The following is a 23,440-nucleotide window of genomic DNA, read 5'->3' as shown; positions in this document are numbered from 1 at the left end:
GATCACGCTCCCTTGCCACAGGGGTTGCTGTGGATTATTTGCGATCCAGCCACACCGTCTGCGCATTGCAGAATTCCCGCACGCCAAAGTGCGACAACTCCCGCCCAAAGCCGCTTTTTTTCACGCCGCCAAACGCCACCCGCGGGTCGGACACGCTGAAGGCGTTGACGAAGATCCCGCCGGTTTCCAGCTGGTCGGCGATCGCGCGCGCTTTCGCCGAGTCGCGGGTGAAGATGCTCGCGGTCAGGCCGAACTCGCTGTCGTTGGCCAGGGCCACGGCGTGATCGGCGTCGCGGGCGCTGATGATGGAGGCGACGGGGCCGAACAGCTCTTGTTTGAACGAGGTCATCTGGTCGGTGACGTCGGCCAGTACGGTCGGTGCGTAGTAGTTGCCGGCGCCGGGCACTTTGTCGCCGCCCAGCAGCAGGGTCGCGCCTTCTGCCAAGGTATCCTGGACCTGGCCGTGCAGTTCGTCGCGCAGGTCGAAGCGGGCCATCGGGCCGACGTAGGTGTGGGTCGAGGTCGGGTCGCCCATCACCAGTTGGCGGCTGGCTTCGACGAACTTGGCGGTGAAGGCGTCCACCACGCCGGCTTCGATGATCAGGCGCTTGGCTGCGGCGCAGACTTGGCCGCTGTTCTGGAAACGGCCGATCACCGCGGCCTGGACGGCGGCGTCGAGGTCGGCGTCGTTGAGCACGATGAACGGGTCGCAGCCGCCCAGTTCGAGCACGCATTTCTTCAGCGCGGCACCGGCCTGGGCGCCGATGGCCATACCGGCGCGCACGCTGCCGGTGAGGGTGACGGCGGCGATGCGTGGGTCGGCGATGGCTTTGGAAACGCCGTCCTGGGTCACGTTGAGCACTTCGAACAGGCCTTCGGCAAAGCCGGCTTTGTGGAACGCCGCTTTCATCAGGTAGGCGCTGCCCATCACGTTCGGTGCGTGTTTGAGCACGTAAGTGTTGCCGGCGAGCAGCGTCGGCACGGCGCCGCGCAGGACTTGCCAGACCGGGAAGTTCCACGGCATCACCGCGAGGATCGGGCCCAGCGGGCGGTATTCGATGTGCGCGCTGCCGTTGTCCACCAGCGTCGGTTCCGCGGCGAGCATGGCTGGACCGTGGGCGGCGTACCATTCGCTGAGTTGCGCACATTTCTCGATTTCGGCGCGGGCCTGGACGATGGGTTTGCCCATTTCCAGGGTGATCATCTGCGCCATGGCTTCGGCTTGCTCACGCAGCGCGCCGGCCAGGGCCTGTAACCGCTCTGCGCGCTGGCTGAGCGGCTGGCGGCGCCAGGTGCGGAAAGCGGCGGTCGCACGGTTGAGGGTGGCGTCCAGCTGGCTCTCGTTTTCATACGGGTAACTGCCGACCGTTTCGCCGGTGGCGGGGTTGATCGAGAGGGCGTGGGTCTGGTGAGCGATAGCGTTCATGGCACCGTCCTGCTGAAGGTTTGGATTGGAATCAGCGTAAGGGGCTATATCTTTTCTGGAAAGTGAATAATATTAAGCGATACGTTCACGATTGGAGAATGATTTGGACCTGGTGCAGCTGGAAATCTTCAAGGCCGTTGCCGAGCAAGGCAGCATCAGCGCCGCCGCGCAGTTGATTCATCGGGTGCCGTCCAACCTGACCACGCGCATCAAGCAACTGGAGCAGGATCTTGGCGTGGCGCTGTTTATCCGCGAGAAGAGCCGCCTGCGTCTGTCACCGGCCGGGTGGAATTTCCTCGGCTATGCGCGGCGTATTCTCGACCTGGTACAGGAAGCCCGTGCGACGGTGGCGGGGGAGGAGCCCCAGGGCGCGTTTGCCCTCGGTTCGCTGGAAAGCACCGCAGCGGTGCGTATTCCCGCACTGCTGGCGGCATATAACCAGAAGCACGCCAAGGTCGAGCTGGACCTGAGTACCGGGCCCTCGGGCACGATGATCGAAGGCGTGTTGTCGGGGCGTCTGGCGGCGGCATTCGTCGATGGGCCGGTGTTGCATGCCACCCTGGAGGGCCTGGCGGTGTTCGAGGAGGAGATGGTGGTGATTGCACCGCTGCATCACGCGCCGATCACCCGCGGGCAGGATGTGAACGGGGAAAGCATCTATACCTTTCGCTCCAACTGTTCGTACCGCCACCACTTCGAGCGCTGGTTCGCACAGGACGGCGCGGTGCCGGGGCGGATTTTCGAGATGGAGTCTTACCACGGCATGCTTGCCTGCGTCAGCGCCGGGGCCGGCCTAGCGCTGATGCCGCGCAGCATGTTGGAAAGCATGCCGGGGTTTACCACGGTGAGTGTGTGGCCGCTGACGGACAGTTTCCGCGTCTTGCACACTTGGTTGATCTGGCGCCGAGGCACGGTGTCGCAGAGCCTGAACAGCTTCGTAAGGTTACTGGAGGAACGCGTCCTGGCAACCCCATAAACCAATGTAGGAGGGGGCTTGCCCGCGAAAGCGCTGGGTCAGCCAATACACCCATCACTGATACCCCGCGATCGGGAGCAAGGCCCCTCCCACCTTTCAATCTTCATCAGCCGCCGAATTGCAGGGTACCCATCGCCAATTTGGCCATTATCGCTGTCGCACCCAATTGCACCAGCCACAGGGCCAACCCGCCGAGGAATACGCCGAGGGCCACTTGCAAGACCAGGCTTTTCTGGCGCTTGGCTTGCGGCGCGCGCGGGGTGAAGTGGTCCAGTTCGTCGCGGTCGGCACGCAGGTCCAGGTCGTCGTTTCTCATAGGGCTCTCACAGCAAAGGGGCAGTCGGGGTTCAGTCTAGGGGAGCAGGGCGTTTTCTGACAGGCATTAAAAAGGGAAGCCGTAGCTTCCCTTCGTTCAGCGCCGCCAGGTTTATAGAACCTGAACAATCGCCTTCGTTACCGCACCAATGTTCGACTGGTTCAACGCGGCCACACAGATACGCCCGGTGTCCAGCGCGTAGATGCCAAACTCGGTGCGCAGACGGGTGACTTGCTCAACGGTGAGGCCGGAGTAGGAGAACATCCCACGCTGGCGACCGACGAAGCTGAAGTCGTGGCCCGGCGCAGCCTTGGCCAGTTCGGCGACCATCTGCTCGCGCATGCCACGGATGCGCAGGCGCATCTCCGCCAGCTCGGCTTCCCACTGGGCGCGCAGCTCAGGGTTGTTCAGCACTGCGGCCACGACCGCCGCGCCGTGGGTCGGCGGGTTGGAGTAGTTGGTGCGGATCACACGCTTGACCTGGGACAGGATGCGCGCGCTTTCTTCCTTGGATTCGCTGACGATCGACAGCGCGCCCACGCGTTCGCCGTACAGGGAGAACGACTTGGAGAACGAGCTCGATACAAAGAACGTCAGGCCCGATTCCGCGAACAGGCGCACCGCGGCGGCGTCTTCGTAAATGCCATCACCAAAACCCTGGTAGGCCATGTCGAGGAACGGCACCAGGTTTTTCGCCTTGACCACGTCCAGAACTTGTTGCCAGTCGGCCGGGCTCAGGTCGACGCCGGTCGGGTTATGGCAGCAGGCGTGCAGCACCACGATCGATTGCGGCGGCAGGGCGTTGAGGTCGGCGAGCAGGCCGGCACGGTTCACGTCGTGGGTGGCGGCGTCGTAGTAGCGGTAGGTCTGCACCGGGAAGCCGGCTTTTTCGAACAGCGCCTGGTGGTTTTCCCAGCTTGGGTCGCTGATGGCAACCACGGCATTGGGCAGCAGTTGCTTGAGGAAGTCTGCACCGATCTTCAGCGCGCCGGTGCCGCCGACCGCTTGTGCGGTAATCACACGGCCAGCGCTCAGCAGCGGCGAGTCAGCGCCAAACAGCAGCTTTTGCACAGCCTGGTCGTAGGCCACGATCCCGTCGATCGGCAGGTAGCCACGGGCGGCGTGTTGCGCCACGCGAATGGCTTCCGCTTCGGCAACGGCACGCAAGAGTGGAATCTTCCCCTCCTCGTTGCAGTAAACGCCCACGCCAAGGTTGACCTTGGTGGTTCGTGTATCGGCGTTGAATGCTTCGTTGAGGCCCAGGATTGGATCGCGTGGTGCCATTTCGACAGCGGAGAACAGGCTCATTTTTGCGGCAGCTCTTTGGGGGAAAGGAGGGACGTGTCGCGCTCCAGCCGAATGCACTAGAGCGGTGCACAAACGGGGAGCTAGTATAGAGGCCATCACGGTCAAGGGCGACAACCGAAACGGCTTTTCGGCCAAGTTTTTCGGTTTATTTACCGACCGTCAGTCTTAATCCAACCTTGAGCGTAGACGGCAGGTCGGACGATTGCCTTGAAACCCGGCACATTCGTCACCACTTCTACAGCTATCATGGTTTTTTCCTGCAACCTGCGATGAAAATTCGCGGGTCGCTGAGCTTTTTTCGTCCTTGGTGGAGTGCAGCCGGGGGTGACTTGAAAGAGGTACGTTATGTCGGATTTCCAGCTCGTCACCCGCTTTGAACCCGCCGGCGATCAACCCGAAGCGATTCGCCAGATGGTCGAAGGCATCGAAGCGGGCCTGTCGCACCAGACGCTGCTCGGGGTGACCGGTTCGGGCAAGACGTTCAGCATCGCCAACGTGATCGCGCAGATCAACCGCCCGACCCTGGTACTGGCACCGAACAAAACCCTGGCCGCGCAGTTGTATGGCGAGTTCAAGGCGTTCTTCCCGAACAACGCGGTGGAGTACTTCGTTTCCTACTACGACTACTACCAGCCCGAAGCCTATGTGCCGTCCTCCGATACCTTTATCGAGAAGGACGCATCGATCAACGACCACATCGAGCAGATGCGTCTGTCAGCGACCAAGGCGCTGCTGGAGCGCAAGGACGCGATCATCGTCACCACGGTGTCGTGCATCTACGGTCTCGGCAGCCCGGAAACCTATCTGAAGATGGTGCTGCACGTCGACCGTGGCGACAAACTCGACCAGCGCGAACTGCTGCGTCGGCTGACGAGCTTGCAATACACGCGCAACGACATGGACTTCGCCCGCGCCACCTTCCGCGTGCGCGGCGATGTGATCGACATCTACCCGGCGGAGTCCGACCTGGAAGCGATCCGCATCGAGTTGTTCGACGATGAAGTCGAGAGCCTGTCGGCGTTCGACCCGTTGACCGGCGAAGTGATCCGCAAACTGCCGCGTTTCACCTTCTACCCCAAAAGCCACTACGTCACGCCGCGCGAAACCCTGATGGGCGCCGTCGAGGGCATCAAGGTCGAGCTGGCCGAGCGCCTGGAATACCTGCGCGCCAACAACAAGCTGGTGGAAGCCCAGCGCCTGGAACAACGCACCCGTTTCGACCTGGAGATGATCCTGGAACTGGGTTACTGCAACGGCATCGAAAACTACTCGCGCTACCTCTCGGGCCGTGAATCCGGAGCGCCGCCGCCGACGCTCTACGACTACCTGCCGGACGACGCGCTGCTGGTGATCGACGAATCCCACGTCAGCGTGCCGCAAGTCGGCGCGATGTATAAGGGCGACCGTTCGCGCAAGGAAACCCTGGTGGAATACGGCTTCCGCCTGCCGTCGGCGCTGGACAACCGGCCGATGCGCTTCGACGAATGGGAACGCATCAGCCCGCAGACCATCTTCGTCTCGGCGACGCCCGGCAATTATGAGGCTGAGCATGCGGGGCGCGTGATCGAGCAACTGGTGCGCCCGACCGGCCTGGTCGACCCGCAGATCGAAATCCGCCCGGCGTTGACCCAGGTCGACGACCTGCTCTCGGAAATCAGCAAGCGCGTGGCTCTGGAAGAGCGGGTGCTGGTCACCACGCTGACCAAGCGCATGTCCGAAGACTTGACCGACTACCTGGCCGACCACGGCGTGCGCGTGCGCTACCTGCACTCGGACATCGACACCGTGGAGCGCGTGGAGATCATCCGCGACCTGCGCCTGGGCACCTTCGATGTGCTGGTGGGGATCAACCTGCTGCGCGAAGGCCTGGACATGCCGGAAGTGTCGCTGGTGGCGATTCTGGACGCGGACAAGGAGGGCTTCCTGCGCTCCGAGCGTTCGCTGATCCAGACCATCGGCCGTGCGGCGCGTAACCTCAATGGCCGGGCGATTCTCTACGCCGACCGCATCACCGGCTCCATGGAGCGGGCGATTGGCGAGACCGAGCGCCGTCGCGACAAGCAGATCGCCTTCAACCTGGCGAACGGCATCACGCCCAAAGGCGTGTTCAAGGACGTCGCCGATATCATGGAAGGCGCCACCGTGCCCGGCTCGCGCAGCAAGAAGCGCAAAGGCATGGCCAAGGCCGCCGAGGAAAGCGCCAAGTACGAAAACGAACTGCGCTCGCCGAGCGAGATCGCCAAGCGTATCCGCCAGTTGGAAGAGAAAATGTACCAACTGGCGCGGGATCTGGAGTTCGAAGCGGCGGCGCAAACCCGCGATGAAATCGGCAAGTTGCGTGAGCGTCTGTTGGCGGTTTGATTGGTAGTGGCGGTACTGGCCTCATCGGGGGCAAGCCCCCTCCCACATTTGACCGCATTTCAACGTTGGAACCCGATCAAGTGTGGGAGGGAGCTTGCTCCCGATAGGCGCGACACAGTCTCAATGACTCCCCCAGCCTCAAGCCCCGCCGGCAACGCCGTGCTCAACAAAATCACCAGCATGCCCAAGCTTGAAATGCCGTCAAATGTGGGAGGGAGCTTGCTCCCGATAGGCGCGAAAATGTACCAACTGGCGCGGGATCTGGAGTTCGAAGCGGCGGCGCAAACCCGCGATGAAATCGGCAAGTTACGTGAGCGCCTGTTGGCGGTTTGATCGGTAGTGGCGGTACTGGCCTCATCGGGGGCAAGCCCCCTCCCACATTTGACCGGGTTCCAACTTTGAAATGCCGTCAAATGTGGGAGGGAGCTTGCTCCCGATAGGCGCGAAAATGTACCAGCTGGCGCGGGATCTGGAGTTCGAAGCGGCGGCGCAAACCCGCGATGAAATCGGCAAGTTGCGTGAGCGCCTGTTGGCGGTTTGATCGGTGGTGGCGGTACTGGCCTCATCGGGGGCAGGCCCCCTCCCACATTTGACCGCATTTCAACGTTGGAACCCGATCAAGTGTGGGAGGGAGCTTGCTCCCGATAGGCGAGAAAATGTACCAGCTGGCGCGGGATCTGGAGTTCGAAGCGGCGGCGCAAACCCGCGATGAAATCGGCAAGTTGCGTGAGCGCCTGTTGGCGGTTTGATTGGTAGTGGCGGTACTGGCCTCATCGGGGGCAAGCCCCCTCCCACATTTGACCGGATTCCAACTTTGAAATGCCGTCAAATGTGGGAGGGAGCTTGCTCCCGATAGGCGCGACACGGTCTCAATGACTCCCCCCAGCCTTAAGCCCCGCCGGCAACGTCTTGGTCAACAAGATCGCGAGCATGCTTACGCCCAACGCGAACCCCACGCAGTGAAACGCATCGTTGTAGGCCATGATCTGCGCCTGCTGGTGCGTAATCTCACTGAGTTTGCCCAGCGCCGCCGTCGGGTTGCCGAACTGTTCCGTCAGCGTCGCCAGCCGCTCCGCCACCTGCGGGTTGGTCGGCACGATCGCTTCGCGTAAATAATCGAAATAGGTCTTGGTGCGCGCATCCAGCAAGGTCGCCAGCAGCGCGATACCGATGGCGCCGCCGAGGTTGCGCAGGATGTTGAACAGGCTGGAAGCCGACCCGGCGTCCTGCGGCAGGATGTAGGCCGTGGCGATCAGCGAGATGGTCACCATGATCAACGGCTGCCCGAGGGCGCGGATGATCTGGATCTGGTTGAACTGGCTGCCGGCAAAGTCCGGGTTGAGCACCCCCGAGGAAAAACTCGCCAGGCCGAACAGCCCGAAGCCTACGGCGCACAGCCATTTGGGCGATACGTATTTCATCAGCTTGGGCACCAGCGGGATCAGGAACAGCTGCGGAATGCCCATCCACATGATCACTTCGCCGATCTGCAGCGCGTTGTAGTTCTGGATCTGCGCCAGGTACAACGGCAACAGATAGATCGAGCCATACAAGCCGACGCCCATCCCCAGGCTGGAAATACTCGACAGGCCGAAGTTGCGATTGGCCAGGATGCCAAGGTTGATCAGCGGGTTGGGTTTGGACAGCTGCACGATCACGAAGGTGATCAGGCTCAGCAGGGCGATGCTGCCCAGGCTGACGATCAGGTTCGACTCGAGCCAGTCCTTGCGGTGGCCTTCTTCCAGAAACACCTGCAAACAGCCCAAGCCGATGGCGAGGCTGACGATGCCGGCGTAGTCGGTGCTTTTGAGCAACTCCCAGTGGGGCGCCTTTTTTTCCAGGCCGTAGAGCAGCCCGGCGATCATCAGCAGCCCGGGCGGCACGTTGATGTAGAAGATGTATTCCCAGCCCCAGTTTTCCGTGAGCCAGCCGCCGATGGTCGGGCCGATGGACGGCGCGAAGGTGGCGGTCATGGCAAACATCGCCATGCCTTTGGCGCGGTGGTGCTCGGGCAGCTTGATCAGGGTCAGGGTAAACGCCAGCGGGATCAGCGCGCCGCCGGTAAACCCCTGCAGGGCGCGGAACACGATCATGCTTTCCAGGCTCCAGGCCATGGAGCACATCAGCGAGGCGATCAGGAACCCCACCGACACCCACACCGCCAGGCGCCGTGCCGAGAGCAACTGCACCAGCCAGGCGGTAAGGGGGATCATGATGATTTCGGCCACAAGGTAGGAGGTGGAAATCCACGAGCCTTCTTCCAGGGTGGCCGACAGCGCGCCCTGGATGTCCTTGAGGGACGAGTTGGTGATCTGGATGTCGAGCACCGCCATGAAGGCGCCGAGCATCACGCTCATCACCGCGATCCAGTCGCGCCGGGTCGGTTCGCCGACCGGGCGCAGCAGTTGATCACCGGCCATCAGGCTGATCTTTGATGTTCACTTTGACCGTGACGGACATGCCGGGGCGGATCTTGCCCTTCAGCGGGTTATCCGCAGCAAACGTAAGTTTCACCGGAATCCGTTGTACGACTTTGGTGAAGTTGCCGGTGGCATTGTCCGGCGGCAATAGGCTGAACTGCGCCCCGGAGGCCGCGAACAGGCTGTCGACCCGCGCCTCGATCGGCGTATCGCCGTAAGCATCGAACGTCAGCTCGGCCTTTTGCCCAGGCTGCATGTGGCCGATCTGGGTTTCCTTGAAGTTGGCCTGAATCCAGATGTCCTGGTCGGGGACGATCGACAGCAGGTAGGCGCCGGCCTGTACGTATTGGCCGTTGCGCGCGGCGCGTTGGCCGACCAGGCCGCTGATGGGCGCGTGGATTTCGCTGCGGGTCAGGTTCAGCTCGGCCTGGGCCAGGTCGGTTCTGGCGTTGGCGATCAGCGCGTCGAGGCGCTTGATCTCGGCATTCAGCGCGTTGACCTGCTGGCGCTGCCCCTGCAGGTCGGCCTGGGCCATGGCCACTTGGGAGCGGGCGATATGGTTGTCGGCGGAGAGGGTGGTCACCCGTTCTTCCGAGACGTAGCCGGGTTTGCGCAGGGTTTGGGCGCGGGACAGGTCGATCTGCGAGCGGCCCAGGCTGGCCTGGCTGGACGCGACTTTGGCTTCGCCGGCGGCGATCAGGCTGGCTTGCTGGGTCAACTTGCTCTGCGCCTGGGTGCGCTCGGCTTCGCGCATGGCGAGGGCGGCGTTGGCGCGGTCCACGGCGAGGTGGAAGTCGTCGTCTTCAAGCCTCACCAGCAACTGGCCTTGTTGCACGTGCTCGTTGTCGCCCACCAGCACCTCGACAATCCGCGCGCCGAGCTGGCTGGAGACACGGGTAATCTCACCCTGCACGTAGGCGTTGTCGGTGCTTTCGTAGAAGCGGCCCCTGAAGAACCAATGGGCGAAGAAACCCAGGGCGATCAGGCTCACGATCAATACGAAGATAAGCAGGCGGCGTTTCAGTGGGGCAGGCATGGGCGCGGAGTCTGTAACAAGAGGTAATGGAATATAACCAGCCAGCCAGCTGGCAAATAGCTACGGCGAGTCTCCAGGCTCAAACTTGGCCTATATGCCATGCTCGGTACGGAGGACGCTGGAGCCTAAGTGCCCATGGCTGTTACCATTCGCCCCTTGTTTCAATTTCAGTTATATCGCCCATTCGAGACCAGCCATGACCACCGTCCGCACGCGCATCGCGCCATCGCCTACCGGGGACCCCCACGTCGGCACTGCCTACATCGCCTTGTTCAACTACTGCTTTGCCAAGCAGCACGGCGGTGAATTCATCCTGCGGATCGAAGACACCGATCAACTGCGTTCGACCCGCGAGTCCGAACAGCAGATTTTCGATGCCCTGCGCTGGTTGGGCATCACCTGGTCGGAAGGCCCGGACGTCGGCGGCCCGCACGGCCCGTATCGCCAGAGCGAGCGCAGCGACATCTACAAGCAGTACACCCAGCAGTTGGTCGACATGGGCCATGCGTTCCCCTGCTTCTGCACCGCCGAAGAACTGGACCAGATGCGCGCCGAACAACAGGCCCGTGGCGAAACCCCGCGCTACGACGGCCGCGCGCTGCTGCTGTCGAAAGAAGAAGTGGCCGCGCGCCTGGCGGCCGGCGAGCCCCATGTGATCCGCATGAAGGTGCCGAGCGAAGGCGTGTGCGTGGTGCCGGACATGTTACGCGGCGACGTCGAGATCCCGTGGGACCGCATGGACATGCAAGTGCTGATGAAGACCGACGGCCTGCCGACGTACTTCCTGGCCAACGTGGTCGATGACCACCTGATGGGCATCACCCATGTGCTGCGCGGCGAAGAATGGCTGCCCTCGGCGCCGAAGCTGATCCTGCTCTACGAGTACTTCGGCTGGGAACAACCGCAGCTGTGCTACATGCCGCTGCTGCGCAACCCGGACAAGAGCAAGCTGTCCAAGCGCAAGAACCCGACCTCGGTGACCTTCTACGAGCGCATGGGCTTTATGCCCGAAGCGATGCTCAACTACCTGGGCCGCATGGGTTGGTCGATGCCGGACGAGCGCGAGAAGTTCTCGCTGCAGGAAATGGTCGATAACTTCGACCTGTCCCGCGTATCGCTGGGCGGGCCGATCTTCGATATCGAGAAGCTGTCGTGGCTCAATGGCCAGTGGCTGCGTGACCTGCCGGTGGAAGAGTTCGCCAGCCGCGTGCAGCAGTGGGCGTTGAACCCCGAGTACATGATGAAGATCGCGCCGCTGGTGCAGGGCAGGGTGGAGACGTTCAGCCAGGTCGCACCGTTGGCCAGTTTCTTCTTCGCCGGTGGCGTGAACCCGGACGTCAAACTGTTTGAGTCGAAGAAACTCTCCGCCGATCAGGTGCGCCAGTTGATGCAACTGATCCTGTGGAAGCTCGAAAGCCTGCGCCAGTGGGAGAAGGACGCCATCACCGCGACGATCCAGGCCGTGGTCGAATCCCTCGAGCTGAAATTGCGCGATGCGATGCCGTTGATGTTTGCCGCGATCACCGGGCAGGCCAGTTCGGTGTCGGTACTCGACGCGATGGAAATTCTCGGCCCGGACCTTACGCGTTTCCGTCTGCGCCAAGCCCTTGATTTGCTTGGTGGTGTGTCGAAGAAAGAAAACAAAGAGTGGGAGAAGCTGCTGGGCGCGATCGCCTGAGTCAGCGCTTGTGGCGGCCAAACCCCGGTTTTTCGGGGTTTGGTTGGTAAGTGATTGTTATCCCGGCAAAAAATTTTGGAAATTGTTGAAAATAAATTTGACACGTTCCCAAAGCGCCATTAAGATTCGCCCCGTCCTCACCGATGAGGGGCTATAGCTCAGCTGGGAGAGCGCTTGCATGGCATGCAAGAGGTCAACGGTTCGATCCCGTTTAGCTCCACCAATTTACAGGTTCAAGGTCTGGCCACACCGTCCTTGAATCGATCAGGCCTAGCTTGATCAGGTTGTACAGAAGGTTTTGTCCCCTTCGTCTAGTGGCCTAGGACACCGCCCTTTCACGGCGGTAACAGGGGTTCGAGTCCCCTAGGGGACGCCAGTTTCAACAAGCAGTTCGCAAGGTCTGCTGCGCCGCGAGGCGAAAAATCCGGGGCTATAGCTCAGCTGGGAGAGCGCTTGCATGGCATGCAAGAGGTCAACGGTTCGATCCCGTTTAGCTCCACCAATTTACAGGTTCAAGGTTTTGGCCACGCCGCCCTTGGATCGATCAGTCTCAGCCTGATCAGTTGTATAGAAGGTTTGTGTCCCCTTCGTCTAGTGGCCTAGGACACCGCCCTTTCACGGCGGTAACAGGGGTTCGAGTCCCCTAGGGGACGCCACGATTACCCGCTCTGCGGGATTTTTAAGGGTCATTCAATTATTGAATGGCCCTTTTGTTTGTCTGGCGTTTGGCCAATTCTCCCTTCCCTTGCCCCTCCGGGCTTCTGACCAATGGTCGTGCCGCTCGCTTGCGAAATATTATTATGGTTATAATATTTAACCCATGAGAGTCGGAGGCACACGATGAGCGATAAAAAAGCGCAAACCCGCGAACGTATCCTGCAAGCCGCCAGTGCCGCGTTGGTCCAGCGTGGCCCGGCCGAGCCGAGCGTTGGCGAGGTCATGGGGGCGGCGGGGCTGACTGTCGGCGGCTTCTACGCGCACTTTGAAAGCAAGGATGCGCTGATGCTGGAAGCCTTCAGCCAATTGCTGGCCCAGCGCCGTGCATCGATCGACGACATGGATGCCCAACTCACCGGCGAAGAGCGTCGTGCCCTGGTTGCGGCGTTCTACCTGTCGCGCAAGCACCGCGACTCCACGGCCAAGGCTTGCCCGATTCCGGCAACCGTGGGCGAGATGGGCCGCCTGCCGGACGCCTTTCGCGATGTCCTCAACGAACATGTGGAACTGATGGCCGCACAACTGGCCGCCAGCCCGGAAGACACTGACAAGGCCCTGGCGGACATGGCCTTGATGGTCGGTGGGCTGGCATTGGCGCGTGCCCTGGGGCCGGGTGAATTGTCCGATCGTGTGTTGCGTGCCGCCAAGTCGGCCATACGTTAAGAGGGGTTATAAAAATGGGCGCATTGACCTGGATTCGTGGCGTCAACGGCACCTTGGGGCGCCTGGCGCCGCACACGGTGGCCAACAGCATGCGGCGGGTCTTCATGACCCCGCGGGATCTGCCGCCGCGGGATTGGGAGTTGCCGCTGCTGGCGCACGCAGAGCGCGTCACCTTGCGTTTCGGCCTGTCGGCGTTGCGCTGGGGCCAGGGCCCGGCGGTGCTGCTGATGCACGGTTGGGAAGGCCGGCCCACCCAGTTCGCCAGCCTGATCACTGCGCTGGTGCAGAACGGCTATTCGGTATTCGCCCTCGATGGCCCGGCCCATGGCCGTTCGCCGGGGCGTGAAGCCCACGTACTGCTGTTTGCCCGCGCGATGCTTGAAGCGGCGGCCGAGCTGCCGCCGTTGCATGCGGTGGTCGGCCACTCCATGGGCGGCGCCAGTGCGATGCTGGCGGTGCAATTGGGGCTGCGTACCGAAGCGCTGGTGAGCATTGCCGCGCCGTCGCGCTTCCTTGATGTGCTCGGCGGGTTTGCCGGGATGGTCGGTTTGCCGTCGCGGGCGCGCTCAGCGTTTATCCAGGAAGTCGAGCTGACCCTGGGCATGCCGCTCAAGCACTTGGACGTGGCCCATTACCAGATGGACCTCCCCGGCCTGATCGTGCATGCCGAAGACGATACCTTCGTGCCGGTCAGCGCTTCCCAGGTTATCCACGACGCCTGGTTCGACAGTCGCCTGTTGCGCCTGGAGCAGGGCGGGCACCAGCGCGTGCTGGCCGATCCGCGGGTGGTCGAGGCGGTGCTGGCGCTGCTGGCGGGCAGCTGTTTACAGGCGCGCCAAACTGCCTGATACACTGCCCTGCCGACATCAATCGACAGGAGCAAGGCATGGGCTGGGATTTGGCAACGCCGTTTATCATCGATCTGCAGGTCGTCGCCGAGGACATCGACGGCCTGGGGCACGCCAATAACGCGGTGTACGTGTCCTGGCTGGAGCGTTGCGCCTGGCGCCATTCCCAGCGCCTGGGGCTGGACCTCACCGAGTACCGGCGACTGGACCGCGCCATGGCCGTGGTGCGCCATGAGATCGACTACCTGGCGGCCGCCTATGAAGGCGACGAGCTGCAACTGGCGACCTGGATCGTCGACTGGGACCAGCGCCTGAAAATGACCCGGCGTTTCCAGCTGGTACGCCCTCGCGACGGCGCGACCCTGCTGCGCGCACAAACCACCTTTGTCTGCATCGAACTGTCCAGCGGCAAGCCCAAGCGCATGCCGGCGGAGTTTCTCGACGGCTACGGCGCCGCCCTGACAGGGGGTTAACGGTCGCGGCGGGAAACCCAGTAAACTGCGCCACGATTTTTGTTGAGTGTTTTCCATGCAAATTGCTTTGGCGCCCATGGAGGGGTTGGTCGACAACATCCTGCGGGACGTGTTGACCCGCGTGGGCGGTATTGACTGGTGCGTGACCGAGTTCATCCGTGTCAACGACCGCCTGCTTACCCCGGCCTATTTCCACAAGCTCGCCCCCGAACTGCTGCACGGTGCCCACACCGCCGCTGGCGTGCCGCTGCGTGTGCAGTTGCTCGGTTCCGACCCGGTGTGCCTGGCAGAGAACGCGGCCCTGGCCTGCGAGTTGGGCTCCGAGGTGATCGACCTGAATTTCGGCTGCCCGGCCAAGACCGTCAACAAGTCCCGTGGCGGCGCGGTGCTGCTCAAGGAGCCGGAGCTGCTCAACCGCATCGTCGAGCATGTGCGTCGCGCAGTGCCGGCGCATATCCCGGTGACCGCCAAGATGCGCCTGGGCTTCGACAGCCCGGATGGCGCGCTGGTATGCGCGACGGCGCTGGCCGAGGGCGGCGCGGCGCATATCGTCGTGCATGCGCGGACCAAGACCGATGGCTACAAACCGCCGGCTCACTGGGAGTGGATTCCACGCGTGCAGGATGTGGTCAAGGTGCCAGTGTTCGCCAATGGCGATATCTGGAGCGTCGAAGACTGGAAGCGTTGCCGCGAAGTCAGCGGCGCCGAAGACATCATGCTGGGTCGCGGGCTGGTTGCGCGTCCGGATCTTGCGCGGCAGATCGCGGCGGCACGCGCCGGCGAAGACGTCGTAGCAATGACCTGGGCGCAGATGCAGCCGATGCTCCAGGATTTCTGGACCCAGTCGGTGGCCCAACTGACCGAACGCCAGGCGCCCGGCCGGCTGAAGCAGTGGTTGGCGATGCTGACGCGCAATTACCCGGAGGCCGTCGAGCTGTTCACCGCCATGCGTCGGGAGACGGATTTGGAGCAGGTGAGCCGGTTGTTGGGGATGGCCCATCCTGCCGCGTCTGAGGGGTGACCCGTCGCGCTTGAATGCGCCGCTCGTTTGTTTGAAGAAAATGCCCCGTATCGAAAGATGCGGGGCATTTTGCGTTTTTGCGCGAGGAAGTCGGGGCGAAATAACACAGCCGGATGCCGTGCAGGTTTTGGGGTTGTGTCGGTAAGTTGCCCCGAGGGTGGTTTATTAGCGTGTGTGTCCAGTCGGATCTGGCTAAGGCTACTTGGTTTGCGGTCTTTTAAAAATTAACAGGGGGAAAAGTCCGAAAATTTGATTTGGTTTCCTTATATGAGTCGCGATTTCTGGAACTCGATAGCCTCGTATTCCACGAAAGTATCGACTGTGAAGCAGCAAGGGTTGTTTCCAGTCGATAAAAAACTCTCGCCTGCCCCGCTGATTAACCGAGCCGGGCCGTGCCAATAAGGAACTTACTGATGTCGCTATCGATTAATCATTCACCTTTGTTCAACGGCGATACAACATCCATGGAGCGGTTGTCGCCATCCATGTCGAAAACCTTCACGCAAACCGGCACATTGGGGGCCAATACGACTGTGGCTCACCCTGGCATGCCTCATGACCCTTTCAAGGTTTCGAACAGCAACATGACAATCGAGACAGGCGGGCTTGCACGCTTGCTTGACATGCTGGAGCAGGTTGTCAAAACCGTGCGTGAGATGTTTTCGGGGCGGAACATGGTGTCCGGCATGTTGCCTGGGGCGGATAAAACGCCCGCCATTCCAGTGGACGCGAGCAAGCTGCCGGAGAAGCCTGGACACCTCGCATTGACGGCTGATCGGCGAGGCCAGCCGGCTCTTCCGATGTCACCCCACATGCATCAATCCGCTGCCTCCGTGATCAAGGATGCCGACAATCAGGTGCAAGTGAACGTTAACGTCGGTCATTGTCATTGCCCCGATACGAAGGCGCTGAGCGGCGAAACGAAACCGAATGCGGCAGCGGTTTTACCTCGCGTCATGCCGATGCCGGAAGCCGCTCGCAAGGTTGAAGTAGTGCCTGTGCACACGCCTACGCACACGCCTACGCCCATGCCTACGCCTACGCACACGCCTACGCCCATGCCCATGCCCATGCCTACGCACACGCACACGCCTGCGCCTACGCCCATGCCTACGCCTATGCCCATGCCTACGCACACGCACACGCCTACGCCCATGCCTACGCCCATGCCTACGCCCATGCCTACGCACACGCCCACGCCTACGCCCACGCCTACGCACAAGCACACACCTACGCCGGAGGTCATGCCGGCACCCAAGCCGGGTGTGCATGCGCTTGAGGTCAAGCCGCGACCGGCCACCCCGGAAGTACCGGCGATCACGCCACAACCACAGCCACAACCACAGCCACAACCACAACCAGATACGCCTACCCCGGATATAACCAGTCCCGGCCCGGCTGAACCTCAATCTGATATGCGCGACTGGCGGACCAGCCGCCGGCCTGCATTCAGAGCCTGACGTCAGCAACTTCCTTTATACGTATTGAACTGGATGTGCACTTCTTTGGGGCTGATGTTCCGGGAAGTGCCTGCAAGTGGAGGCCCGTATGTCATGTTGTTCAATTAATAATATTGCGCGTGTTGTGGATGTTCGTCAGGTACTTCCTGTCGATTCCATGAAAGCAAAAAATGAACAGTTTGCGCAATTAAGCGGTTTCTTGAGTGTGCCGTCTCCGGCGAGCCAGGGGGTACTGGAGCACGTGCGGGAAAACACTCATGGCGTGGCGAATAATTCAGAGCCGCTCGATAAGTTAATGACGCTGTTTACTTCGTTTTTGACTCAGCTGATTAACTTGGTCTCTGATAACAAAGAGAAGCCGCTGCCGGGAATATCCCCATCGCGGCCGGAGGTCACTACGCCTGTGGTGCCTGCGCCTGCGCCGCCAAAACCCGAGCCTGCGGCGATGATCGCGGGCCTTTCGAAGAAGCGCAACGGCGCGAAGCCCGACAATATCTGGAGCGGCTTTCGCCAAGGGCCGGATGGCAACTGCGTGACGGTATCGGCCATCAAGGCGGCGATGTACCAGTTTGGCCAAAGCCCTACGGATATTTTCAAGGAGGTGAAAAAAACCGAGCGTGGTTATCACGTGGTCATGCGCGATGACGTAACTGTCAACCTGACGGACCGGGAGCTCGCCGAAGGTGCGCGTGGGGCAAAATTTGTCGGGGCTGACAAAGAGATGCTCAAAGACGCGCAATTTCTTTTCGCGATCAGCGCCAAGCGTGCCCAGGACGAAAACAACGATGGCAGGGCGGCACGCAGTTTCGGTGCGGCGATCCGCAGCCTGAATGATGGCGAGGATGAGCGAGGGCCGGGGGAGGGGTTGAAGCGGCTGGGGCTGAGCAAGCACATGAAGAGGGTCCCCGTGCGTGAACTCGCCAAGGGGCAGTTGGGCATGTGCAATCGGGCCCGGCATTCGGTGGCGGTCATCAACGGTCGCGAAGAGCTATGGGGGCGACAGGGAAAAGCGCCCACGCACGGCGATGCCATAGCTCTGGTGCCATAGCCCTATTGGTGAATCCGTTGAATTGAAGGGCTGCGAACGGGGCAGTCAGCGCAAACCTGGCTGCCCGTTCGGCCGCTTATTTTTTACAAGCGTCAGGAACCCAGTGCATGTATATCTCCACAGCTAGCCGTTCGATGATCGAAACGGCCCAGCAGCGCGGGGCTTCTCCCGTATTTCCGGTGAAACCCGCAGGTGAAAGGCCGGCTGATATCGCTTCGGCATTCCACACGAGCGAGCGGCGCTTCGGCGAGAGTTTTGATTGCAGCAGCCACGCGGCGGTGATCAAGTTGATGATGATGACGTTCGGTCAGCGCCCAGCCGCGATGTTTAACGAGTTGCTACCCTCGGGCGATGGGTACGACGTCACGATGAAGGATGAGTTCAAGCTGCACCTGTCCCGCCAGGAGTTGCAGCAGGCGTCGCAGGCTTCCCGCTTCACGGGGGCGGACAGCGGCGTGGTAAAGGATGCCAATTTCATGTTTGCCGCCTTTGTCAAACGCAAGCAACTGACCGGGGGCTATGCCACGTTCGAAGCCGCCTTGGCAAAGACGCTCGAGGGCGAGACCACCCAGCGTTGTCTGCAAGGCATGGGGGTGTTCGGCCTGTCGCAGTTCGTCCCGGTGAGCGATATGGCGGGCAAGGGCGCGGTAGGGGTGCTGGAGACCCATAACCGCGGGTCGGCGCTGGTGCGCGAGGGGGTCAGGCATGATGGCGGGACACCACGAACGGCTGATCGGGGCTATGGGTATGTCTTGTTCGATGATCAACTGCCGCCGCCGAGCAATCGCGGCGCCGCCCCTGTGGTCGCGAGCGTCCGGCCCGCGGACATCTGGAGCGGGTTTTACCAGGGGGTCGAAGGCAATTGCGTCACGGTCTCGGCGATCAAGGCGGCGATGATCCGGTTCGGGCAAGACCCGAGGGCGATCTATAAGCAGGTTCAAATCACGCCGACGGGGTTTGACGTGGTCATGCGAGATGCCTTCCGGTTGCAACTGACCCACGAGGAAGTGCGCCAGGCTGCCGCCGAGTCGAACTTTCATGGCAATAATCGACAGTTGCTGAATGCCGCGCACTTTTTGTACGCAGTCAGTGCCAAGCGCGCGCAGATCGAGAACAACGATTTTCGTGCCCGCCAGAGTTACACGACGGCTCTGCAAACCCTCAACGATGGCGAGTACCCTGGCGAAGCGCTGCGCCGCCTGGGGTTGTTTGGCTACGTGCGTGAAAGCACGGTCGCAGAGTTGGCCAACGGGGCGATCGGCACCCTGGCAGACAACTGGCATTCGGTGGCGGTGATCGATGGGGCGCTGGATTTCTATGGAAAAAAGCAGGACCTGGCCTCATCGCGCTGGATGAGTTCGGGGTTCCGGGCCCTGAAGCTGGTCTGAGCCTCAATCCAGCAAGAGCCTGAACCCTTCTATCGGTAAGGGCCGGCTGTGCAAATAGCCCTGGAACAAGTGGCAGCCCAGCTTTTGCAGGAACGCCAGTTGCTCCGGGGTTTCGACGCCTTCGGCGATCACTTCCAGGTTCAAGCTGCGCGCCATGGCCACAATGGCGCGGATGATTTCGGCGTCGTTGGGGTCGTGGGTGGCATCGCGCACGAATGACTGGTCGATCTTCAGCGCATCCACCGGCAAGCGCTTGAGGTAGGTGAGCGATGAGTAACCGGTGCCGAAGTCGTCCATCGCAAAACTCACACCGAGCTTTTTCAGGCGACGCATTTTGCTGATGGTGTCATCCAGGTTCTGGATCACGATGCCTTCAGTGATTTCCAGTTTCAGCAGGCAGTAAGGCAGTGAATGCCGCTTGAGGCTGTGCTCGACCCGTTCGACAAAGTCGTTCTGGCGGAACTGCCGGGGGCTGATGTTCACGCACAGGCTGAAATTCAGCGGGTCCACCTTGCCTTCTTTGATCAACTGCTCGAAGGCGGCGCACGCTTCATCGAGTATCCAGGTGCCGACTTCGAGGATCAGGCCGCTGTCTTCCAGCACCTTGATGAATTCGGACGGCGCTTGCGCGCCCAGTTGCGGATGCTGCCAGCGCACCAGGGCCTCGGCGCCGACGATCTTATTGCCGCGCGCGTCCACCTGGGGTTGGTAATGCACGCTGAATTCGCCGCGTGACAGGGCCAGGCGCAGGTCGGTTTCCATGCGCAGGCGTTCGCTGGCGGTTTTCTGCATGCTGTTGTGGAACATCTGCGTGGCGTTGCGCCCCGAATCCTTGGCGCGGTACAGCGCGATGTCGGCACGTTTGAGCAGGTCGGCCGGGGTCGAGCCATGATCGGGGATCAGCGCCACACCGATGCTCGGCGTGACTTGCAGGCGTTGGCCGTCGAGGAACATCGGTTCGGAGAGCAATTCACGCAGGGTGTCGGCCAGTTCCTGAACCTGGGCGCTGACTTCGGTGCGCGTGCCATCCAGGCCGCTGAGCAGCACCACGAACTCATCGCCGCCCAGGCGCGCCACGGTATCTTCCATACGCACGCTGGCTTCGAGGCGCGCGGTGACGATTTTCAGCACGGTGTCGCCCACCGGGTGACCGAGGGAATCATTGATGTGCTTGAAGTGGTCGAGGTCGAGAAACAGCAATGCACCGCGCAGGTTATGGCGCTTGAGCAGGGCGATCTGCTGGCTCAGGCGGTCCATCAGCAGTGCGCGGTTGGGCAGGTTGGTCAGCGGGTCGTGGTAGGCCAGGTGGCGGATCTGCGCCTGGGCGTTTTTCAACAGGCTCACATCCCGCGCGGTCAGCAACAGGCAAGGGGTTTCGTTGAGGGTGATCGGCTCGACTGAAACCTCCACCGCCAGCACATCGCCGCGCTTGTTGTGCCAGAGCATTTCCAAATGGCGGATACGGCCTTTGAGTTGCAGTTCGGCCAGCAGCACCGCGCGCTGGTTTTCATCGGCCCAGATGCCGACCTGGTACAGCGTCAGGCCGATGACATCTTCGGCACGAAAACCGGTCAAGCGGCAGAACCCGTCGTTCACCTCCACATAGCGGCCGGTGTCGTGTTCGGTGATGGAGATCGCGTCGGGGCTGGAATGGAAGGCCTTGGCGAATTTTTCTTCGCTGGCCTTCAGCGCGGCCTCGGAGCGTTGCTGCTGGGTAATGTCGCGCAGGGTGGTGACGATGCACGGCTGGTCGCCGACCTTGATCATCCGGCTGGAAATCACGCAGGTCAGGGCCTGGCCGCTTTTGTGGTGCGCGATGATCGCCACGTTGTTCAGCGCCTGGTCGCGAATCACCTGTTCGATGCGTTGCAGGCGCTGGCTCGACTCGTCCCACAAGCCGATCTGTTCGGCGCTCATGTTGATCACTTCGGCGGCCGTCCAGCCAAAGGTCTGGGTGAACGCGGGGTTGATCTCGATGAACTCGCCGTTGTCCAGGCGGGTGACGCAGATCGGGTCGGGGCTGGCCTGGAACAGGCTGGCGAATTTTTCTTCGGAGGCGCTCAGGCGTTGTTCGCGCTCGACCTGGTCGGTGATGTCCAGCAGGGTGCCGGCCATGCGCAGTGGCGCGCCTTTTTCGTCGCGGTACAGGCGTGCGCGGCTTTCCAGGTAGCGCGGGCTGCCGTCTTCCAGTTGTACACGGTAAGTCAGCTGATAGTTGCCGGCCGGGCCTTCGCGCAGGGTGCGATAGGCGTTGCGCATATTCTCGCGCTCTTCCTTGGGCATGCCCTCGAAAAACGCCTCGAACGATTCATGGAACGCTTCCGCCGGCAGGCCGTGCAGTTGGGCGGCGCGGGCCGAGCCGTAGAGCATGCCGGTGGGAATGTGCCAGTCCCAGGTGCCCAATTGCGCGGAGTCCAGGGCCAGGTCCAGGCGCTCCTGGCTGTCTTTCAAGGCTTGCTCGGCGTTTTTGCGCTCGGTGGTGTCGAGAAAGGTGCTGATCAGGTAGGCCTCGCCGTCCAGCTCGACCTTCTGCGCGCAGAGCGTGCCATCGTGGATCTGCCCGTTGCTGGCACAGAATTGCACTTCCATGGTGATGGGTTCGCCCTTGCGCTGGGTGGCCCTGACCAACTGCGCACGCTGTTCAGGGTGGAGCCACAGGCCGAGGTCCAGGGTGGTGCGACCGATGGCGTCGGCGACCGGCCAGCCGAAGAGGATCTGGAAGTACTGGTTGGCTTCGCTGATCAAGCCGTCGGACTGGCGGGTGAGCAGGACCATGTTCGGGCACAAGTGAAACAGCGTGGCGAAGCGCTTTTCGGAGTGGCTGAGGGCGTGTTCCCGTTCGCGCTGGCGGGTGGTCTCGCGGATCACGCCGATCATGCGGCGCCGGCCGGTTTTGTCCGGCGCCAGGCTGCCGTTGATTTCCAGCCAGTGCTGGCTGCCATCCGGCCACTGGATGTGGTGGTGCATGGCCTGCTCGAACGGCTCGCCGGCCAGCACCGCGTGAAACGCGCGTATCACCCGGGCGCGGTCTTGCGGCGCGAGCAGGTCCAGGTACTCCAGATCCTTGGGCAACGGTTGGCGCGGGTCGAAGCCGAACAGCGCCTGGGTGCCCCGCGACCAACTGATACGCCCGGTATCGATTTCCCAGCACCATGCACCCAGCCGTGCAGCGTTGAGCGCTGCCAGCAGTTGCGGGGCGCTGTCCCAGCTTTGTTCCGCCTCTTCAGGGTCCAGGGCGTAAATGCGGGGCAGGGGTGGCATAGGGTCGACGGGATTGCGCATTATCAAAAAGCCTTGGCTCGATGGGCGTTCGGCGCGGTTTTATTCAGGCCTTGAGGCCGCACAGCTTCATGCCGGTGTCCCTGGCAGCTCGACCTGTGCATCCAAGAGGCTCATAAAAGCCCGCGCAGCGTTCGACAGTGTCCTTTCGGTATGCACGATATAGCCTAGCTGGCGACTGAGTTGTATGCCCGGCAAAGCGATACTTGTCACCTGATCGTCGAGCATGGTGCGCGGTAATACGCTCCACGCCAAGCCGATGGACACCATCATTTTGATGGTTTCCAGATAGTTCGTGCTCATCGCGATGTTCGGCGTGAGGCCCTGGGCCTCGAACAGGCGGCTGACAATGTGATGGGTAAAGGTGTTGCCGCCGGGGAAAACCGCCGGGTGCCCGGCGATGTCCGCCAGGGTGACCGAGCCGTTGCGGGTCAGGCTGTGCTCCGGCGCCACCACGAAATCCAACGGGTCGTCCCACACCGGGGTGGCGCGCACCAGGTTGTGCGGCTCGGGCGCCAGGGTGATCACTGCCACTTCGGCGCGGCCATGCAGGATCTCTTCGTAGGCCACTTCCGAGTCAAGAAACTGAATATCCAGCGCCACGTTGGGGTATTGCCGGGTAAAGGTGCGCAGGATCGGCGGCAGGCGATGCAGGCCGATGTGGTGGCTGGTGGCCAATGTGAGGCGCCCGCTGACTTCACCGGTGAGGTTGGTGAGGGCGCGCCGGGTGTCGTCCAGGACGTTGAGAATCTGATAGGCGCGCGGCAGCAGGGCGCGCCCGGCTTCGGTCAAGCCGACTTCACGGCCCAGGCGATCGAACAGGCGCACTTTCAGTTGCTGCTCGAGGCCGGCAATGCGTTTGCTGATGGCCGGTTGGGTCAGGTGCAGGCGCTCACCGGCGCCGGAGAAGCTGCCGGTCTCAGCGATGGCAATAAAAGCATTGAGGTTGGCCAGGTCCATTGTGGTATTCCAGTTGGTAATCCAAAGCATAAAAAATATGAATTTGAGTTATTTAATGTAGC

At 61.8% G+C, this 23,440-nt stretch carries 18 protein-coding genes, 4 tRNA genes and 2 pseudogenes; 16 read left to right on the top strand and 8 right to left on the bottom strand.

Annotated features, from left to right (window positions below; all coding sequences use genetic code 11):
• Positions 1-34: 34 nt before the first annotated feature.
• Positions 35-1,426, bottom strand: coding sequence for an aldehyde dehydrogenase family protein (locus TU80_RS25680; protein ID WP_057005689.1), 1,392 nt, complete (start codon positions 1,424-1,426; stop codon positions 35-37).
• 103 nt (positions 1,427-1,529) lie between these two features.
• Between TU80_RS25680 and ptrR the strand changes: the two genes are divergently transcribed.
• Positions 1,530-2,402, top strand: coding sequence for a putrescine utilization regulator PtrR (gene ptrR / locus TU80_RS25675; protein WP_046382626.1), 873 nt, complete (start codon positions 1,530-1,532; stop codon positions 2,400-2,402).
• A gap of 106 nt (positions 2,403-2,508) precedes the next feature.
• Here ptrR and TU80_RS25670 read toward each other — a convergent pair whose 3' ends face one another.
• A complete protein-coding gene (locus tag TU80_RS25670; protein WP_017847720.1) occupies positions 2,509-2,718 on the bottom strand; it encodes a hypothetical protein in 210 nt (69 codons plus the stop codon).
• A 111-nt stretch (positions 2,719-2,829) separates the two neighbouring features.
• Positions 2,830-4,026 carry an amino acid aminotransferase gene (locus TU80_RS25665; RefSeq protein WP_017847719.1) on the bottom strand — a complete coding sequence of 399 codons (1,197 nt, stop codon included), beginning with the start codon at positions 4,024-4,026 and terminating at the stop codon, positions 2,830-2,832.
• 345 nt (positions 4,027-4,371) lie between these two features.
• Between TU80_RS25665 and uvrB the strand changes: the two genes are divergently transcribed.
• The 4 genes and pseudogenes from uvrB to TU80_RS32065 all read left to right on the top strand — a co-directional run.
• Positions 4,372-6,387, top strand: a complete 2,016-nt coding sequence (uvrB, locus tag TU80_RS25660) for an excinuclease ABC subunit UvrB (RefSeq protein ID WP_017847718.1) — start codon at positions 4,372-4,374, stop codon at positions 6,385-6,387.
• A gap of 234 nt (positions 6,388-6,621) precedes the next feature.
• Positions 6,622-6,720 (top strand): annotated as a pseudogene (locus tag TU80_RS33235) (UvrB/UvrC motif-containing protein); the annotation flags it as partial.
• 115 nt (positions 6,721-6,835) lie between these two features.
• The gene (locus TU80_RS32070) at positions 6,836-6,928 is read left to right on the top strand and encodes a UvrB/UvrC motif-containing protein (RefSeq protein WP_017847717.1); all 93 of its coding nucleotides are present in this window, start codon (positions 6,836-6,838) and stop codon (positions 6,926-6,928) included.
• 106 nt (positions 6,929-7,034) lie between these two features.
• Positions 7,035-7,136 (top strand): annotated as a pseudogene (locus tag TU80_RS32065) (UvrB/UvrC motif-containing protein); the annotation flags it as partial.
• Positions 7,137-7,256: 120 nt separating this feature from the next.
• Here TU80_RS32065 and TU80_RS25655 read toward each other — a convergent pair.
• Together TU80_RS25655 and TU80_RS25650 are read right to left on the bottom strand one after the other, a co-directional pair.
• Positions 7,257-8,807 (bottom strand): MDR family MFS transporter, encoded by a 1,551-nt coding sequence (locus tag TU80_RS25655; protein WP_046382627.1) that lies wholly within the window; start codon positions 8,805-8,807, stop codon positions 7,257-7,259.
• On the bottom strand, positions 8,797-9,843 hold the full coding sequence (locus TU80_RS25650) for an HlyD family secretion protein (RefSeq protein WP_017847715.1): 1,047 nt from the start codon (positions 9,841-9,843) through the stop codon (positions 8,797-8,799). Before TU80_RS25650 ends, TU80_RS25655 begins: the two co-directional genes overlap by 11 nt.
• Positions 9,844-10,039: 196 nt before the next feature.
• Between TU80_RS25650 and gltX the strand changes: the two genes are divergently transcribed.
• The 9 genes from gltX (at position 10,040) to TU80_RS25605 (ending at position 15,243) form a co-directional block, all read left to right on the top strand.
• Complete coding sequence (gene gltX, locus TU80_RS25645) at positions 10,040-11,521, top strand: glutamate--tRNA ligase (protein ID WP_017847714.1); 1,482 nt, start codon at positions 10,040-10,042, stop codon at positions 11,519-11,521.
• 147 nt (positions 11,522-11,668) lie between these two features.
• Positions 11,669-11,744: transfer RNA gene (locus tag TU80_RS25640), tRNA-Ala, on the top strand.
• A 77-nt stretch (positions 11,745-11,821) separates the two neighbouring features.
• Positions 11,822-11,897 (top strand) — tRNA-Glu (locus tag TU80_RS25635).
• 50 nt (positions 11,898-11,947) lie between these two features.
• Positions 11,948-12,023: transfer RNA gene (locus TU80_RS25630), tRNA-Ala, on the top strand.
• Positions 12,024-12,101: 78 nt separating this feature from the next.
• A tRNA-Glu gene (locus tag TU80_RS25625) sits at positions 12,102-12,177 on the top strand.
• A 184-nt stretch (positions 12,178-12,361) separates the two neighbouring features.
• Complete coding sequence (locus TU80_RS25620; RefSeq protein ID WP_046382629.1) at positions 12,362-12,901, top strand: TetR/AcrR family transcriptional regulator; 540 nt, start codon at positions 12,362-12,364, stop codon at positions 12,899-12,901.
• 14 nt (positions 12,902-12,915) lie between these two features.
• A complete protein-coding gene (locus tag TU80_RS25615; protein ID WP_057005688.1) occupies positions 12,916-13,749 on the top strand; it encodes an alpha/beta hydrolase in 834 nt (277 codons plus the stop codon).
• Between the two features lie 38 nt (positions 13,750-13,787).
• A complete protein-coding gene (locus TU80_RS25610) occupies positions 13,788-14,222 on the top strand; it encodes an acyl-CoA thioesterase (protein ID WP_017847711.1) in 435 nt (144 codons plus the stop codon).
• A gap of 55 nt (positions 14,223-14,277) precedes the next feature.
• Positions 14,278-15,243: a tRNA dihydrouridine synthase gene (locus tag TU80_RS25605; protein WP_017847710.1), complete on the top strand. Its 966-nt coding sequence runs from the start codon at positions 14,278-14,280 to the stop codon at positions 15,241-15,243.
• A gap of 886 nt (positions 15,244-16,129) precedes the next feature.
• Here the strand turns inward: TU80_RS25605 and TU80_RS32060 are convergent.
• Entirely contained in the window at positions 16,130-16,564 is a 435-nt protein-coding gene (locus TU80_RS32060) for a hypothetical protein (RefSeq protein ID WP_156422916.1), read from the bottom strand.
• 296 nt (positions 16,565-16,860) lie between these two features.
• Between TU80_RS32060 and TU80_RS25600 the strand changes: the two genes are divergently transcribed.
• Together TU80_RS25600 and TU80_RS25595 are read left to right on the top strand one after the other, a co-directional pair.
• Entirely contained in the window at positions 16,861-17,751 is an 891-nt protein-coding gene (locus tag TU80_RS25600; protein ID WP_057005687.1) for a hypothetical protein, read from the top strand.
• 107 nt (positions 17,752-17,858) lie between these two features.
• The gene (locus TU80_RS25595; protein ID WP_057005686.1) at positions 17,859-19,139 is read left to right on the top strand and encodes a hypothetical protein; all 1,281 of its coding nucleotides are present in this window, start codon (positions 17,859-17,861) and stop codon (positions 19,137-19,139) included.
• 3 nt (positions 19,140-19,142) lie between these two features.
• Here TU80_RS25595 and TU80_RS25590 read toward each other — a convergent pair whose 3' ends face one another.
• Both TU80_RS25590 and TU80_RS25585 read right to left on the bottom strand, forming a co-directional pair.
• Positions 19,143-22,421 carry an EAL domain-containing protein gene (locus TU80_RS25590; RefSeq protein ID WP_046382633.1) on the bottom strand — a complete coding sequence of 1,093 codons (3,279 nt, stop codon included), beginning with the start codon at positions 22,419-22,421 and terminating at the stop codon, positions 19,143-19,145.
• A gap of 66 nt (positions 22,422-22,487) precedes the next feature.
• Positions 22,488-23,378 (bottom strand): LysR family transcriptional regulator, encoded by an 891-nt coding sequence (locus TU80_RS25585; RefSeq protein WP_017847706.1) that lies wholly within the window; start codon positions 23,376-23,378, stop codon positions 22,488-22,490.
• Positions 23,379-23,440: the final 62 nt, after the last annotated feature.

The sequence above is a fragment of the Pseudomonas veronii genome, from assembly GCF_001439695.1.
GTDB lineage: Bacteria > Pseudomonadota > Gammaproteobacteria > Pseudomonadales > Pseudomonadaceae > Aquipseudomonas > Aquipseudomonas veronii.
This window is presented reverse-complemented; position numbering and strand designations above follow the sequence as displayed.